12 protein-coding genes are annotated in these 13,607 nt (G+C 71.8%); 6 read left to right on the top strand and 6 right to left on the bottom strand.

Annotated elements, in window-relative coordinates; all coding sequences use genetic code 11:
- Positions 1 to 10: 10 nt before the first annotated feature.
- A complete protein-coding gene (locus tag ABD785_RS27500; RefSeq protein WP_344833853.1) occupies positions 11 to 1,147 on the bottom strand; it encodes an acyl-CoA dehydrogenase family protein in 1,137 nt (378 codons plus the stop codon).
- 127 nt (positions 1,148 to 1,274) lie between these two features.
- Between ABD785_RS27500 and ABD785_RS27495 the strand changes: the two genes are divergently transcribed.
- Both ABD785_RS27495 and ABD785_RS27490 read left to right on the top strand, forming a co-directional pair.
- Positions 1,275 to 2,105: an SDR family oxidoreductase gene (locus ABD785_RS27495; protein ID WP_344833850.1), complete on the top strand. Its 831-nt coding sequence runs from the start codon at positions 1,275 to 1,277 to the stop codon at positions 2,103 to 2,105.
- 39 nt (positions 2,106 to 2,144) lie between these two features.
- Positions 2,145 to 2,717 (top strand): PaaI family thioesterase, encoded by a 573-nt coding sequence (locus tag ABD785_RS27490; protein ID WP_344833849.1) that lies wholly within the window; start codon positions 2,145 to 2,147, stop codon positions 2,715 to 2,717.
- Positions 2,718 to 2,728: 11 nt separating this feature from the next.
- Here ABD785_RS27490 and ABD785_RS27485 read toward each other — a convergent pair whose 3' ends face one another.
- Genes ABD785_RS27485 through ABD785_RS27465 form a run of 5 tightly spaced genes read right to left on the bottom strand, consistent with a single transcriptional unit; the run spans position 2,729 to position 8,977 of the window.
- Positions 2,729 to 3,172, bottom strand: a complete 444-nt coding sequence (locus tag ABD785_RS27485) for a nuclear transport factor 2 family protein (protein ID WP_344833846.1) — start codon at positions 3,170 to 3,172, stop codon at positions 2,729 to 2,731.
- A 27-nt stretch (positions 3,173 to 3,199) separates the two neighbouring features.
- The gene (locus ABD785_RS27480; protein WP_344833844.1) at positions 3,200 to 4,366 is read right to left on the bottom strand and encodes an NAD(P)/FAD-dependent oxidoreductase; all 1,167 of its coding nucleotides are present in this window, start codon (positions 4,364 to 4,366) and stop codon (positions 3,200 to 3,202) included.
- Positions 4,353 to 5,069 (bottom strand): ABC transporter ATP-binding protein, encoded by a 717-nt coding sequence (locus ABD785_RS27475; RefSeq protein ID WP_344833841.1) that lies wholly within the window; start codon positions 5,067 to 5,069, stop codon positions 4,353 to 4,355. Before ABD785_RS27475 ends, ABD785_RS27480 begins: the two co-directional genes overlap by 14 nt.
- Positions 5,059 to 7,779, bottom strand: a complete 2,721-nt coding sequence (locus ABD785_RS27470) for an ABC transporter permease subunit (RefSeq protein WP_344833837.1) — start codon at positions 7,777 to 7,779, stop codon at positions 5,059 to 5,061. The genes ABD785_RS27475 and ABD785_RS27470 overlap by 11 nt, the downstream gene beginning before the upstream one ends.
- Position 7,780: 1 nt before the next feature.
- The gene (locus ABD785_RS27465) at positions 7,781 to 8,977 is read right to left on the bottom strand and encodes an ABC transporter substrate-binding protein (protein ID WP_344833834.1); all 1,197 of its coding nucleotides are present in this window, start codon (positions 8,975 to 8,977) and stop codon (positions 7,781 to 7,783) included.
- A gap of 348 nt (positions 8,978 to 9,325) precedes the next feature.
- On the opposite strand from ABD785_RS27465, the gene ABD785_RS27460 reads away from it, so the two are divergent.
- The 4 genes from ABD785_RS27460 to ABD785_RS27445 all read left to right on the top strand — a co-directional run bounded on the left by ABD785_RS27460 (position 9,326) and on the right by ABD785_RS27445 (position 13,604).
- Complete coding sequence (locus ABD785_RS27460) at positions 9,326 to 10,546, top strand: CaiB/BaiF CoA transferase family protein (RefSeq protein ID WP_344833831.1); 1,221 nt, start codon at positions 9,326 to 9,328, stop codon at positions 10,544 to 10,546.
- A 49-nt stretch (positions 10,547 to 10,595) separates the two neighbouring features.
- Positions 10,596 to 11,408 carry an SDR family NAD(P)-dependent oxidoreductase gene (locus ABD785_RS27455; RefSeq protein WP_344833828.1) on the top strand — a complete coding sequence of 271 codons (813 nt, stop codon included), beginning with the start codon at positions 10,596 to 10,598 and terminating at the stop codon, positions 11,406 to 11,408.
- 127 nt (positions 11,409 to 11,535) lie between these two features.
- Positions 11,536 to 12,807: an amidohydrolase family protein gene (locus tag ABD785_RS27450; RefSeq protein WP_344833825.1), complete on the top strand. Its 1,272-nt coding sequence runs from the start codon at positions 11,536 to 11,538 to the stop codon at positions 12,805 to 12,807.
- Complete coding sequence (locus ABD785_RS27445) at positions 12,804 to 13,604, top strand: SDR family oxidoreductase (protein WP_344833822.1); 801 nt, start codon at positions 12,804 to 12,806, stop codon at positions 13,602 to 13,604. The genes ABD785_RS27450 and ABD785_RS27445 overlap by 4 nt, the downstream gene beginning before the upstream one ends.
- Positions 13,605 to 13,607 lie beyond the last annotated feature (3 nt).

The following is a 13,607-nucleotide window of genomic DNA, read 5'->3' as shown; positions in this document are numbered from 1 at the left end:
CGCTCGGTGTTCAGACTCCGGCCAGCCGGCAGACGCGCTCGCGGTGCCAGGTCGGCGATCCGTAGAGCGAGGCGTCGGCCGTCAGCCTGCGGAGGTAGAGATGGAAGTCGTGCTCCCAGGTGTAGGAGATGCCGCCGAAGAGCTGCCAGGACTTGTGGGCCACCTCCACCGCGGCGTCCCCGATCAGGGACTTGGCCAGGCTCGCCGCCTCCGCGGCCCCCTCGTCGGCCGCCTCGACGGCCCGGGCCGCGCCGGCCAGGCAGGCGTGGCTCGTCTCGACGGCGAGGCTGGTGTCGGCGAGCTGGTGCTTGAGCGCCTGGAAGGAGCCGATCGGCCGGCCGAAGGCGATGCGGTCCTTGCTGTACCGGACGCTCATGTCGAACAGGTGCTGCATCGCGCCGACCGTCTCGGCGCCGCCGAGGACGCAGGCCGTCTGCAGCTGGGCGTCGATCGCGGGCCCCGCGCCGCCGGGCGTCCCGACGACGGCCGAGAGCCCCGCCTGGACGGACTCGAACCGGATCCGGCAGAGCGAGCGGGTGAGGTCCAGGCCGTCCAGCATCTCGACGGCGATGCCGGGGGCCGAGGAGGGAAGGAGGAACTGGGTCGGGCCCTCGGGCGCCTCCGCGGTCACCAGGAGCCAGTCGGCGAGATGGGCGTCGACCACCAGGCCCTTGAGCCCGGAGAGCCGGTACCCGCCGCCGGCGGGGAGGCATTCGAGGCCGGCGCCGCCCGACCAGTCCCCCGCGGGATCGGCCATCGCCCAGGCCGCGGACGAGGCGCCCGCGACCAGGTCGGGCAGGATCTCCGACCGCTGTCCGGCCGTCCCCTCACGGGTCAGCGCCGCGACGGTGACGTTCGTGTCGACGAAGCAGCCGGGCTGCAGGTGGCGTCCCCTCAGCTCGGCGAAGACGGCCGCGTCGCACAGCCCCCGGCCGGAGACGCCTCCGCCGCCGAGCTCCTCGGGCGCCAGGAAGGCGAACCAGCCGAGCTCCGCGCCGCGCGACCAGTAGGCCGAGCGGGCCGAGGAGGGGAACTCGCCCGTGCCGTCGACCAGGCTGCGCACGACCTCCGGCGAGAGGCTCGACCGGATGAGGTTCTCGGTCGCCTCCAGGAGGAGCCGCTGATCGTGGGAGAGATCAGGATCCATGTTCGTTCCCTTCGGATGCCTGCTCGTGGCGGTACCTGGCGCATCATATTTAGACGAAGTATAATTTCTCCCCGGACGAGTTTCTAGTCTGAGTTCAAAATCGACGCGAGTGAGCGGAGAGTGCGCCATGACCGACCTTCAGATCTTCGGCTACACCGGGAAACGCGTTCTGGTCGTCGGAGGTGCGACCGGGATGGGCGCGGCCGCGGCACGCGCCGCGGCCGACCTCGGCGCCGAGGTGGTGGTGATGGACCGGGCGCCGGTCGACTTCCCGGTGGCCGAGACGATCACCGTCGACCTGCAGGACCGCGCCGTCCTGGACGCCGCCCTCGACCGGCTCGACGGCCCGCTCGACGCGGTGTTCTCCGCGGCCGGGGTCGCCGACGGCCCCGCGCTCATGCGGATCAACTTCATCGCCCACCGCCACCTCATCGAGCGCCTGGTCGCCGAAGGCACCCTGGGACGCGGCTCCGCGGTCTGCCTGATCTCCTCGGTCGCGGGACTCGGCTGGCAGAACCACCTGCCGAGGGTGGTGGAGTTCCTGTCCTCGCCCGACTTCGAGACCGCGGACAAGTGGATCGCCTCCCACGAGGGCACGAACACCTACACCTTCAGCAAGCAGGCCGTGAACGCCTACGTGGCGCGCGAGGCCTTCCCGCTGATGGCCAAGGGCGTCCGGATCAACGCGATCTGCCCCGGGCCGACCGACACCCCGCTGGCCCGCGCCAACTCCTGGCTCGACGGCTTCGGCGCCGACTACCGGCAGGCCGTGGGCACGCGGCCGCTGGACCCCGAGCAGATGGCGAACGTCATGCTCTTCCTCAACAGCCCGGCGGCCGCGGGGATCAGCGGGGTGAACCTGCTCGTCGACGACGGCCACATCATGTCGTCCATCGGCGGGTCGTGGGCGGCGGGCGGCCCCGTGGTCGACTTCCTGATGTCCGGCGCCTCCCGCTGACCCGAACGGCCCCGGAAGACACGGGAGAAAGGCGGCTCCGTGCCGGATGAGGCGTCCGCAGGCGACTACGCGGCGATGATCGAGGACCTGAGGGGGTTCCTCGACCGGCTGTCGTCCGCACGGCCGTCGCCGGAGGCCGTCCGCTGCCTCCGGGAGGCTCTCACCGGCTGGTCGGCGGAGCTCGACCGGAGCCAGGTGCCCGAACACGACCGCGTGTTCGGGCGCCTGGCCGGCCTGCCCGGCCGGGGCCAGACGATGTCGCCCCGGCTGGAGATCGTCGAGACCGGCCCGGACGGGAGCCGGGGCACGGTCAGGTTCGGCCGCTACCACCTCGGCCGCAACGGCGCCGCGCACGGCGGCAGCATCCCGCTCGTCTTCGACGAGATCCTCGGCCAGGTGGCCAGGGTGAACGGGCGGAGCCTTGCCAGGACCGCGTACCTGCGCGTCGACTACCGGTCGATCACGCCGATCGACCGGGACCTGGAGATCTCGGCCCGGCTCGTCAGCGTGACCGGCCGCAAGTACGTCGTCGCGGGAGAGCTGCGGGACGGCCCGGTCCTCTGCGCCGAGGCGGAGGCGCTCTTCGTCGAGCTCCGACCGGGCCGGCCGTAGGGCGACGAGCGTCAGGGGTGGCCGGTCTCCGGCAGGTCGACGGTGTTGCGCCGGTAGGCGATCTTCCAGCCGTCCGGGGTGCGGACGTGCCTGCTGTGGTGGTGGCCGAGCCAGACCACGCGGGTGAGGCCGTCGTCCTGGGTCCGCGCGACGGCGAACAGCATGGTCGAGTCGGCCTCGTCGCCGCGCAGTGTGATCCGCGGGTTGGTCTCCAGGTGCAGCACCGGGCGCGGGCCTGCCGCGATGACCGCCCCGAGCATCTCCTTGATCGCCTGACGGCCCGCCGCGACCCGGCCGGTGCTCATCTCGAACTCGGCGTCCTCGGCCCAGAGCGCGGCCCAGGAGTCGAGATCCCGCTGGTCGAGCAGCTCGCCGTAGTCGACGAGGCTCTGCAGGATCTCCTGGTGGTCCTCCAGCCGCCTGACGCGCGCTTCGAGGTTCTGGCTGTCGTCCATGCTCGGCTCCTCGCCGTCGGGATGTCGCTAGCGGGTGAAGCGCTCGAGGACGTCGCCGATCGGACGGCCCCCGGCGACGTCGGCGCGGAGTCGCACGACCGCCGCGGGCGCGGAGAATCCGACCGCTCCGGTCAGGCGGCCGTCGCGGGCGTACAGGGCGATCGTCTTGGCCTTCGGCCCCCACGCGACCAGGTGCAGGTCGGGGCCGAGGGTGCCGAGGCCCTGGAGTTTGAGGTCGTACTGGTCGCTCCACCAGAAGGGCGGTCCTGCCGGGGGCGGCTCCTGGCCGAGGATCGCCGCGGCCACCCGGTCGGCCTGCTCGCCCGCGCTGGTCCAGTGCTCGTGCCGCACGCCGTCCCAGCAGGCGACGTCGCCGACCGCGTAGACGCCCGCCGCGATCCCGCCGGTGGCCGAGAGGGCCCGGCCCGCGGCGTCGCAGCGGACGCCGTCGCCGAGGTCGAGGCCGCCGCCGCGGAGCCAGCCGGTCGCGGGGACCGAGCCCACCGCCTCGAGGACCGTGTCGACCGCCAGCCCGGTGCCGTCCGACAGCGACAGGCCCGCGGCGGTGCGGATCGCGGTCGTGCCCATGTGCAGCTCGACGCCGTGGCCGCGGTGCAGATCCGCCAAGAGCCCGCCGACGCGCTCGCCGACCACCCGGGCGAGCGGACCGGGAGCGGCGTCGACGAGATGGACCTCGACGCCCAGCGCCCGCGCCCCGGCGGCGACCTCGCAGCCGATCAGGCCCGCCCCGACGATGCCCAGGACCGCGCCGGGCCGCAGCTCGGCGCGGAGTGATCGGGCGTCGTCCAGGGTCCGCAGCACCCTGCCGCCGAGTCCGGGGATCCGGCGCGGCTCGGCCCCGGTGGCGATGACGAGCGCCTCGTACGGGTGCGTTCCCTCCCCGGTCCTGATCAGGCGGCGATCGGCGTCCAGGCCGAGGACGGGCAGCCCGAGCCTGAGACCGGCCCGCAGCGCGGGGTAGCCGTCCGCGGGCCGCAGCCAGACCTCGTCGGCCTCGCCGCGCAGGACCTGCTTGGACAGCGGCGGACGGTCGTAGGGCGGATGCTCCTCTCCCCCGAACAGCTCGATGCCGCCCGTGAAGCCCCGCTCCCTGAGCCGCTCGACCGTCCGCAGCCCGGCCAGGCCCGCTCCCACGACGGTGACGCTGCCGGGAGTCCGATCAGTCGCGGGCACCGGCACCGTCCTGCCCGAGGTAGGCCCGCTCGATGCGGCGCAGGTTGCGGCGCGCCTCGTCGGCGGTGCCCGACCAGACGACCGCGCCGCGCTGGAGGATGTAGGCGCGGTCGGCGACGGCCAGGGCCTTGCGGGCGTGCTGCTCGACCAGCAGCACCGTGGCGCCCTGGTCGGCGGCCTCGCGCAGGGCCCGCATCAGCCGCGAGACGATCATCGGGGCGAGGCCGAGGGAGAGCTCGTCGGCCAGCAGCACCGACGGCCCGGCCGCCAGCGCGCGGGCCGTGGCCAGCATCCGCTGCTCTCCACCCGACAGCAGACCGGCCCTGCGGCCCAGCAGGGGCCGGAGCTCAGAGAAGAGCTCCAGCGCCCGCTCGACCGGACCTGCGCCGATGCGCAGGTTGTCCAGCACCGACAGCCGGGAGGTGATCGAGCGCTCCTCTGGCACCACGCCGAGGCCGTCGCCGACCCTGCGGTGCAGGGGCGCCTTCGTCGGCGCCCCCCGCCACAGGACGTCGCCGCCGAGGCCCGGCAGCGCGCCCGCCATCGTCAGCAGGGTCGTGGTCTTCCCCGCCCCGTTGGGCCCGAGGACCACGACGACCTCGCCGGGGTGGACGTCGAGGTCCACCCCCCGGACGCACGGGACTCCCCGGTAGCCGGCGTGCAGGTCCCTGGCCTGCAGCACCGGCGGTTCGTCAGTGAGCATCGCCGACCGCCCCTTCCTTGATCGCGTGTTCCTCGCCGAGGTAGGCGGTGATCACACGCTGGTCCTTGCGGATCTCCTGCGGGGTACCGGTAGCGATGACCGCGCCGAAGTCCATCGCGACGATCCGGTCGCACACCCGGTTGAGGAGCGGGACGTCGTGCTCGACGAGCAGGATGCCGATGCCCCACTCCTCGGCGAGCCGGCGCAGCATCAGGCCCAGCTCCGCGGTCTCGGTCTCGTGCAGCCCGGCGGCGGGCTCGTCGAGCAGCAGGATCGACGGCTCCGCGGCGATGGCCCGGGCGATCGCCACCTGCCGGCGGCGGCCGTAGGACAGCTCCGACGGCAGCCGGTCGAAGTCCTCGGCCAGCCCGAACATGGCGATCGCCGACCGGGCGCCGGGCGTCAGCGCCGACTTCCGCGGCCACAGCAGGTCGGTGAGGTAGGCGGCCGGGTCGCGCGGGTCCGAGGCGGTCCTGAGGTTCTCCAGCACGGTGAGCTGGTCGAACAGTTCCAGCGACTGGAAGGTGCGGCCGACGCCGCGGCGGGCCCGGCGGTGCGGCTTCATCCCGTCGACGCGTTCGCCGCCGAGCAGGATGGTCCCGCCGCGCAGCCGGGTGAAGCCCGTCACCGCGTCGATGAAGGTGGTCTTGCCCGCTCCGTTGGGGCCCATGACCCCGACGATCTCTCCCGGCCGGACCTCCACCGACACCCCGGTCAGGGCGTGGACGCCGCCGAAGCTCACCGACACCCCGCTGACCTCGAGGACCAGCGGCGTCACCCGGTGGGCCTGGGCGGGGGCGACCTGGGAGGCCGCCCGCCCGGCCTCCGCCTCCTCGGCCGCGTCCGGCCGGGACGGGCGGGAGCGCAGGAACGCCGGCGGCCGCAGGGTCGTGATCCGGGCGGCCAGCCCGTTGGGGAACCCGATCAGCGTCGGGACGAGCAGCAGCGCCAGCACCAGGGTCACGTACTGGTTGACCGACCCGCTCGTGACGACCTTGCCGATGATCGCGGTGGCGAGGCCTCCGACGGAGCTGAGACCGGCGAGCGCCGCCCCGACCAGGAATCCGACACCGTTGATGACGGTGTTGATGACGACGGCGATCGAGTTGAAGACGCTGAACTTGCTGAAGTCGACGAACGTCGACTGGAAGACCAGCAGGACTCCGCCGAGCCCGGCGATCGCCGCCGACAGGGCGAAGGCGTACAGCTTGGCGCCGTAGACGCTGATGCCCAGCGAGGCGGCCGCCCGCTCGTTCCCGCGGACGGCGACCATGCGCCGTCCCGAGCGGCCGCGCCTGATGTTGGCGGCGGCCAGCGCGGCCAGGACGAGCGCGGCCAGGCAGACCAGGGCGTAGCGCTTGGGATGCAGCGCGGTGTCGATGTTCCACCCGAACAGCGAGGGCGAGTCGACGACCGTCCCCTCGGTCCCGCCGGTCAGGGGGACGCTCTGGAACAGCACGCTCTGGAAGGAGAAGGCCAGCCCGAACGTCGCGATCGCCAGATGGATGCCGCGCGTCCGCAGGGCCGCCAGGCCGATGACGATGCCGACGGGGACCGCGGCGGCGACGCCGATGAGCAGGACCAGGGGGAAGGGCAGCCCGTAGACGGCGGCCAGCCGCGCCGCCACGTACCCGCCCCAGCCCGCGAAGGCGTACTGGGCCAGGGACAGCTGCCCGGCGTATCCGGTGACGACCACCAGCGACACGCACAGGATCCCCGCGAGGATCGACACGGTGAACGGGTCGGTCCAGGAATCGGAGGTCCCGAGGACGAGCAGGACGACGGCGCCCGCGGCGAGGGCGATCGGGACCGGCCTCAGCACGCCGGTCCCGATCTCGGGCAGCCGCTCGTTGACATGGCTGCGCAGCGGCAGCGGCCTGCCCCGGACCACGAGCACGATGATGACGATCAGGAAGGGGACGGCGTTGTCCCAGCCCGAGGCGTCGACGTAGTAGGTGATCTCGGACTGGACGACGCCGATCGCCACGGCCGCCGCGAACGAGATCGTGAAGGAGTCGAAGCCCGCCACGGCCGCCGCGGCCAGCGCGGGCAGGACGAGCAGGACGAGCCCGTCGGTGTTCAGCCCGATGATCGGGATGATGAGGATGCCGGCGGCGCCCGCGAGCGTGCATCCGAGGATCCAGTTCACGGCCGCGATGACGTCCGGTGAGCGCCCGACCAGCTGCGCGGCCCGCTCGTTCTCGGCCACCGCCGAGGTGAGGGCGCCGAACCTGCTGAAGCGGTACACCAGCCAGAGGACGGCCGACACCACGGCGGCGATGGCCAGGAGGATGAGCCGGTCGGCGCTGACGACCGTCCCGGCGACGTGCACTCCGCCCGTGGGCAGGAAGGACGGCACCGTCCTGACCGAGGTCCCGAAGAGGATCGTCCCGGCCTGCTGGAGCGCCGACATCAGGCCCAGGGTGGCGATCACCCTGGTCAGCGGCGGCGCGTCCCGCAGGGGCCGCATCACGAGCAGGTGCATGAGCCCCCCGGCCGCCCCTGAGGCGGCCAGGGCCAGCACGATGACGACCGGGACGGGCAGTCCGGTGTGGACCCGCAGGTCGTAGTAGGCCAGCGCGCCCACGGCGGCGAAGGCCCCTTGCGCGAAGTTGAGGACCCCGGACCCGCGGTAGACGATCACCATGCCCTGGACGATCAGGGCGTAGATCGCTCCGGTGCCCAGGCCCAGCAGGGCGAAGCGGATCACGTCATTTCCTGCCGAAGACGGGGACGTAGCCGTCCGAGGTCTGGACGATCTTTCCGTCCTTGACGACGCCCTCGATCGTCGACTGGTTGAACAGCCGGGAGAAGCCGGGGACGCTGGAGCCCTTGGTGGTCGTGAAGCCGGGGGGCAGCAGGCCGAAGACGTTGAAGTCGGTCAGGTTGCCGAAGGCCGCCATCACCGTCTCCCGTGTGATGTCGCCCTTCATGGTCCGGGCGACCTGGGCGAAGGCCCACGTGCTCAGCCAGGCGTTCAGGCTGATCGAGTCGACGGACTTGCCCGGCGCGTACCTGGCCATCTCGTCGCGGAAGCGGACGACGCCCTCGGAGTCGCCGGTGACGAACGGGAGCCCGCTCGCGACGAGCAGGCCGTCGGCCTTGCTGCCGAGCGCCTCCAGCTCCTTGGGCAGGAGGGACGTGGAGCTCGCCACCAGCTTCTGCGGGAAGTCGCCCCCCTTGGAGACCGTGAGCCACGAGGACAGCTGCGCCGGGATCATGGCCAGGACCACGCCGTCCCCGCTGGAGGCCTTGGTCACCGCGGGGGTGAGGTCGGAGGTGCTGATCTGGACGGGGATGCCGCTGAGGACCGAGGCGTCGGGCCTGGACATCGCGAGCACGGACTTGGTGAAGGGCAGCACGGCCGCCGCCTGCGGGGAGTCGACGTAGGCGACGTGGATCTTCTTCGCGCCGGCGTCCGCCAGCGTGATGCCGAGGGCCGCGCCCTCGGACCCGGCGAGGGGGAAGGAGTTCGGCGAGCTGAGGACCGACTGGCCGGTCGGCGGCGGACCGATGTTGGGGACCTTCGCCGCCGCGAGAATGGTGTTGACCTGGTCCTGGGCGATCTCGAAGTCACCGACCTCGGCCACGATGCTCTTGTCGGCGACGAGCTTCCTCGCGCAGGTGACGGCCTGCGTCACGCTCGCTCCGTTGCCCGCGTCGCAGACGGTCACCTTGAGCGGATGGCCGTTGACGCCGCCGGAGGCGTTCACCGCGGCCGCGGCCGCCTGCGCCCCGTCGAACGCCTCGGAACTGGGGTTCGCGCTGGTCAGGTGGGCGATCACCTGCAGGTTGATGGGGCTGGCGCTGAGCCCGCCGTCATCGGTCTTGTCGTTGCCGCACGCCGACAGCGCGGTGGCGGCGATGACCGCGGCCACGCACAGGGGCAGCGTCGAGTTCTTCTTCACTGGGGTGGGGTCCTTCCGAGAGATCCTGGCCCGACGGTTTCGGGGGGAGCGGCCCGCGCCGGCACGGTGGGGACCGCGTGCGGAAACGGGCCGCGAGTCGATCGGCCTAGTCTCGAATCGGCCTCAGACGAGGACGACGGTGTGAGGGATCGCTGCAGCTCACAACGCCGGTTTCCGCCCTGGTGGGGCTCCGCCGGCAGACCTCACTTATTTAGACTGAGTACTACTTCCATGTGTAACAGGTCACGTCGGGGCGCACAAGACGAGCGCCGCCGATCGGTCTTGTTTTTTGTACTGAGCCTAACTATCGTCGGCGGAGCCAGACGACGAGCAGAAGGGCGCCCACTCATGCACCAGCCGCTGACCGGCATCAAGATGGTCGAGGTCGCCCAGTTCACCTTCACTCCCGCGGCGGGCGGCGTCCTCACCGAGTGGGGCGCCGAGGTGATCAAGGTCGAGCACGCGGTGCGCGGCGACGCGCAGCGCGGGATGGTCAACCATCCGAGGAAGGGCACCTTCCACCCGATCATGGAGCACCCCAACCGCGGCAAGCGCAGCATCGGCCTCGACCTGGAGACCGCCGAGGGCCGCGCGATCCTGGACGACCTGCTGCGGGACGCCGACGTCTTCCTCACCAACTTCCTGCCGTCGGCGCGCCGCCGGCTGCACCTGGAGGTCGAGGACATCCGCAAGGCCAACGCCGACATCATCTACGTGCGCGGCAGCGCCCACGGCCAGCGCGGCGAGTGGGCGGAGAAGGGCGGCTTCGACGGCTCGTCCTTCTGGTGCCGGATGGGGGCGGCGTGGGGCGTGACCCCGGCCGACAGCCCCCGCGTCCTCACCATGCCGGGCGGCGCCTACGGCGACTCCATGGGCGGGATGACCATCGCGGGCGGCATCGCCGCCGCGCTCTACGGCCGCGCCACGACCGGGGAGCCCTCGGTCGTGGACGTCTCGCTGATGAGCGTCGGCGCCTGGGCCTTCGCCCTCGACCTGAGCAACGCCGACCTCACCCGCGGCGAGCGCGAGCCCGTCTCCATCAACCAGATGATGGCCAGCGCCCCGACCAACCCGACGGTCGGCCACTTCAAGACCTCCGACGGCCGCTGGATCAACCTCACCATGATCCAGGGCTTCCGCTTCTTCGCCGATCTCTGCCGCCACCTGGGCCTCGACGAGCTCATCACCGACGAGCGCTTCGACACCGCGGAGGCCCTCATGGCGAACGCCCAGGCGGCGGGCGCGCTCATCTCCGAAGCCATCGCCGGACGTCCCTTCGCCTACTGGCGCGAGCACCTGGAAACCCTCGAAGGTCCGTGGGCCCCGGTCCAGGGCCCGCTGGAGATCCTCGACGATCCCCAGATGGCCGCCAACGGCTACATCCGCGCGTTCGAGGACAGCGAGGGCGTCCAGCGCAGGCTGATCGCCAACCCCGTCCAGTTCGACGAGGAGCCGGCGCCGACGCGGCGGGGCCCCCAGTTCGCCGAGCACACCGACGACCTGCTGCGCGAGGCCGGGCGCTCGGAGGAGCAGATCCTCCAGCTGAAGATCGACGGCGTCGTCACCTGAGCGCGCCGCTCCCCCGGCCGCAAGTCCCCTCACGAAAGGCGGAACACCCTTGAGTTTCGAGATCGAGCTGGACGAACGCACCGCGCTCGTCACGGGGGCGGGCCAGGGCGTCGGCAAGGCCGTCTGCATGTACCTGGCCGCCGCCGGAGCGAAGGTGCTGGTCAACGACGTCTCGGCCGACCGGGCCGAAGCGGTGGCGAACAAGATCCGGTCGGCCGGGGGGAAGGCCGAGGCGCTCCCGTTCGACGTCTCCGACTTCGCGGCCGCCTCGGCGGCGATCGGCGCCGAGCCCGCCCTCCACATCCTGGTCAACAACGCCGGGAACGCGGGCCCGCCCCAGGACCTCACCGACCCGGCGTCCCGCGGGCCGGCGATCAGCGTCGGCGAGTTCATGGCCACCGACCCCGCCGACTGGGACCGCTACTTCGCGGTCAACCTGTTCGGGGTCATGAACTGCACCCACGCAGCGCTCCCCAAGATGCGGGAGGCGGGCGAGGGCCGCATCATCACGATCATCTCGGACGCCGGGCGGATCGGCGAGCCGAACATGGCGCCCTACGCGGCGGCGAAGGCCGGAGCCGCCGGGTTCAGCCGGGCGCTGGCCAGGGAGGTCGGCGGCAGCGGGATCACGGTCAACAACGTCGCCCTCGCCACCGTGGACACGGTCGGGCTCGACGAGATGGCCCGTTCGTCGCCGCAGCTCGCCGAGCGCTTCCAGCGCCAGCTCAAGCGCTACATCGTCCCCCGGTTCGGCCGGCCGGCCGACGTCGCCGGGCTCGTCCTGTTCCTCGCCAGCTCACACGCCTCGTGGATCAGCGGCCAGACCTACCCCGTGAACGGCGGCTACTCGGTCAGCACGTGAAGCCCCGCCGACCTGCGGCACCAGGGCATTCATCGCGGCCCGGTCTGGATTTACCCGACGGGCGATAGTTATACTCAGTCTAAATACCGACCCTCTTCGATCAACGGGAGCGTGGTCCGCAATGCAGATGGACGACATGATTCTGGTGAGCATCGACGATCACTCGATCGAGCCGCCGACCATGTACGAAGGGCACGTCCCGGCCAAGTACCGGGACAAGGCGCCGAAGGTCGTCCGCACCCCCGAGGGCATCGACCAGTGGGTGTTCCAGGGCACGGCGACCTCGACGCCGTTCGGCATGGCCGCCACGGTCGGCTGGCCCGCCGAGGAGTGGGGCCGCGACGCCGGCACCTACAGCGAGCTGCGTCCCGGCTGCTTCGACCTCAAGGCCCGGCTCAGCGACATGGACGCCAACGGCGTCCTCGCCTCGATGTGCTTCCCCAGCATGGCCGGCTACAACGCCAGGACCTTCGCCGAGGCCCCCGACAAGAACCTCTCCCTGATGATGCTCCAGGCCTACAACGACTGGCACATCGACGAGTGGTGCGCCGGATCGGACGGCCGCCTCATCCCCCTCGGCATGCTCCCCATGTGGGACGCCGATCTCGCGGCCGCCGAGGTGCGGCGGCTGGCGAAGAAGGGCTGCCGCGCGGTCAGCTTCCTCGAGGCCCCGCACGCCCAGGGCTACCCGAGCCTGCTGTCGGGCTACTGGGACCCGATGCTCCAGGCCGTCGTCGACGAGGGCACCGTCCTGTGCCTGCACATCGGCGGCGGGATGAGCCTGATCAAGCTGGCGCCCGAGGCCCCCGCCGACCACTCCGTCATCGTCCCGACCCAGGTGATGACTCTCGTCGCGCAGGATCTGCTGTTCGGCCCCGCCTTCGTCAAATTCCCCACCCTGAAGGTCGCCTTCTCCGAGGCGGGGATCGGATGGCTGCCCTTCTACCTGGAGCGGGTCGACCGGCACGTCCAGAACCAGAAGTGGCTCCCCAACCACTTCGGCGGCAAGCTGCCGTCCGAGGTGTTCCGCGAGCACGTGCTGGCCTGCTTCATCACCGATCCGATCGGCCTCAAGAACCGGCACGAGATCGGCATCGACATCATCGCCTGGGAGTGCGACTACCCGCACACCGACACGACCTGGCCCGAGTCCCCCGAGGTGGTCTGGGGCGAACTGACCGAGGCGCAGGCCGGCGAGGAGGACATCCACAAGATCACCTGGCAGAACGCGTGCCGGTTCTTCGGCTTCGACCCCTTCACCCGGATCGCCAAGCCGGACGCCACGGTCGGCGCGCTGCGCCGCCGGGCCGCCGCGGCGGGCATCGACACCACGCGCATGTCCAAGCACGAGTGGCGCCGGCAGAACGAGGCGGCCGGGATCGGCGTGGTCGCGAGATGAACCTGACCGGTACCCAGGAGAGCCTGGCGGAGGGGAAGCTCCTCGCGGGGAAGGTCGCCGCGATCACGGGCGCGACCAGCGGATCCGGCCTGGCCATCGCCAAGGCCTTCGTCCGTCAGGGCGCCTCGGTGGTGCTGCTGGCCCGCGGCGAGGAGCGCCTCGCCGCGCTCTGCGAGACACTCGGCTCCGCCGCGACGGGCATCGCCACCGACGTCGGCGACCCCGCCGGCGTCCGTGAGGCCTTCGCCCGGATCGGCGAGCGGTTCGGAAAGCTCGACATCCTGATCAACAACGCCGGGGTGCAGCGCCCGTGCTCGTTCGAGGCCCTCGCCGACCAGGAGGTGGCGATCCAGGTCAACACCAACCTGCTGGGCCCGATCTACACCTGCCGGGAGGCGATCCCGCTGCTCCGGGCGGCCGGCGGCGGCGACATCGTCAACACCTCCTCCGAGGTGACCATCGACGTCTTCCCCTTCCAGGCGATCTACGCCGTCACCAAGTCCGGCCTGGAGGCGCTGGGCGAGGCGCTGAACCGCGAGTACGAGAAGGAGGAGATCCGCACGACCACCCTCATCCAGGGCGTGGCCCTCGGGGAGGGCACCGGGTCGACCGGCTGGGACCACAACCCCGAGTACAGCGGCGTCATGTGGCCGCGGCTCCAGGCCGAGGGCACCGTCCAGCGGGTGATGGGCAAGCACGGCGGGCAGAGCGTCGAGAGCGTCGCGGAGGTCCACCTGTTCATCGTGACGCGGCCGCGCGGGCAGAAGCTCGACGTCGTCCGCGCCCGAAGCTACTAACGA

It is taken from the genome of Actinocorallia longicatena (assembly GCF_039534125.1).
In the GTDB taxonomy this organism is placed as follows: domain Bacteria; phylum Actinomycetota; class Actinomycetes; order Streptosporangiales; family Streptosporangiaceae; genus Actinocorallia; species Actinocorallia longicatena.
Note: the sequence above shows the minus strand (reverse complement) of the source record. Positions and strands in the feature narration are given on the sequence as shown.

Bases quoted from the DNA above. Each gene is read 5' to 3' on its own strand.
- ABD785_RS27500 (WP_344833853.1), bottom strand. From the start codon at position 1,147: ATGGATCCTGATCTCTCCCACGATCAGCGGCTCCTCCTGGAGGCGACC.
- ABD785_RS27495 (WP_344833850.1), top strand. From the start codon at position 1,275: ATGACCGACCTTCAGATCTTCGGCTACACCGGGAAACGCGTTCTGGTC.
- ABD785_RS27485 (WP_344833846.1), bottom strand. From the start codon at position 3,172: ATGGACGACAGCCAGAACCTCGAAGCGCGCGTCAGGCGGCTGGAGGAC.
- ABD785_RS27475 (WP_344833841.1), bottom strand. From the start codon at position 5,069: ATGCTCACTGACGAACCGCCGGTGCTGCAGGCCAGGGACCTGCACGCC.
- ABD785_RS27460 (WP_344833831.1), top strand. From the start codon at position 9,326: ATGCACCAGCCGCTGACCGGCATCAAGATGGTCGAGGTCGCCCAGTTC.
- ABD785_RS27450 (WP_344833825.1), top strand. From the start codon at position 11,536: ATGGACGACATGATTCTGGTGAGCATCGACGATCACTCGATCGAGCCG.
- ABD785_RS27445 (WP_344833822.1), top strand. From the start codon at position 12,804: ATGAACCTGACCGGTACCCAGGAGAGCCTGGCGGAGGGGAAGCTCCTC.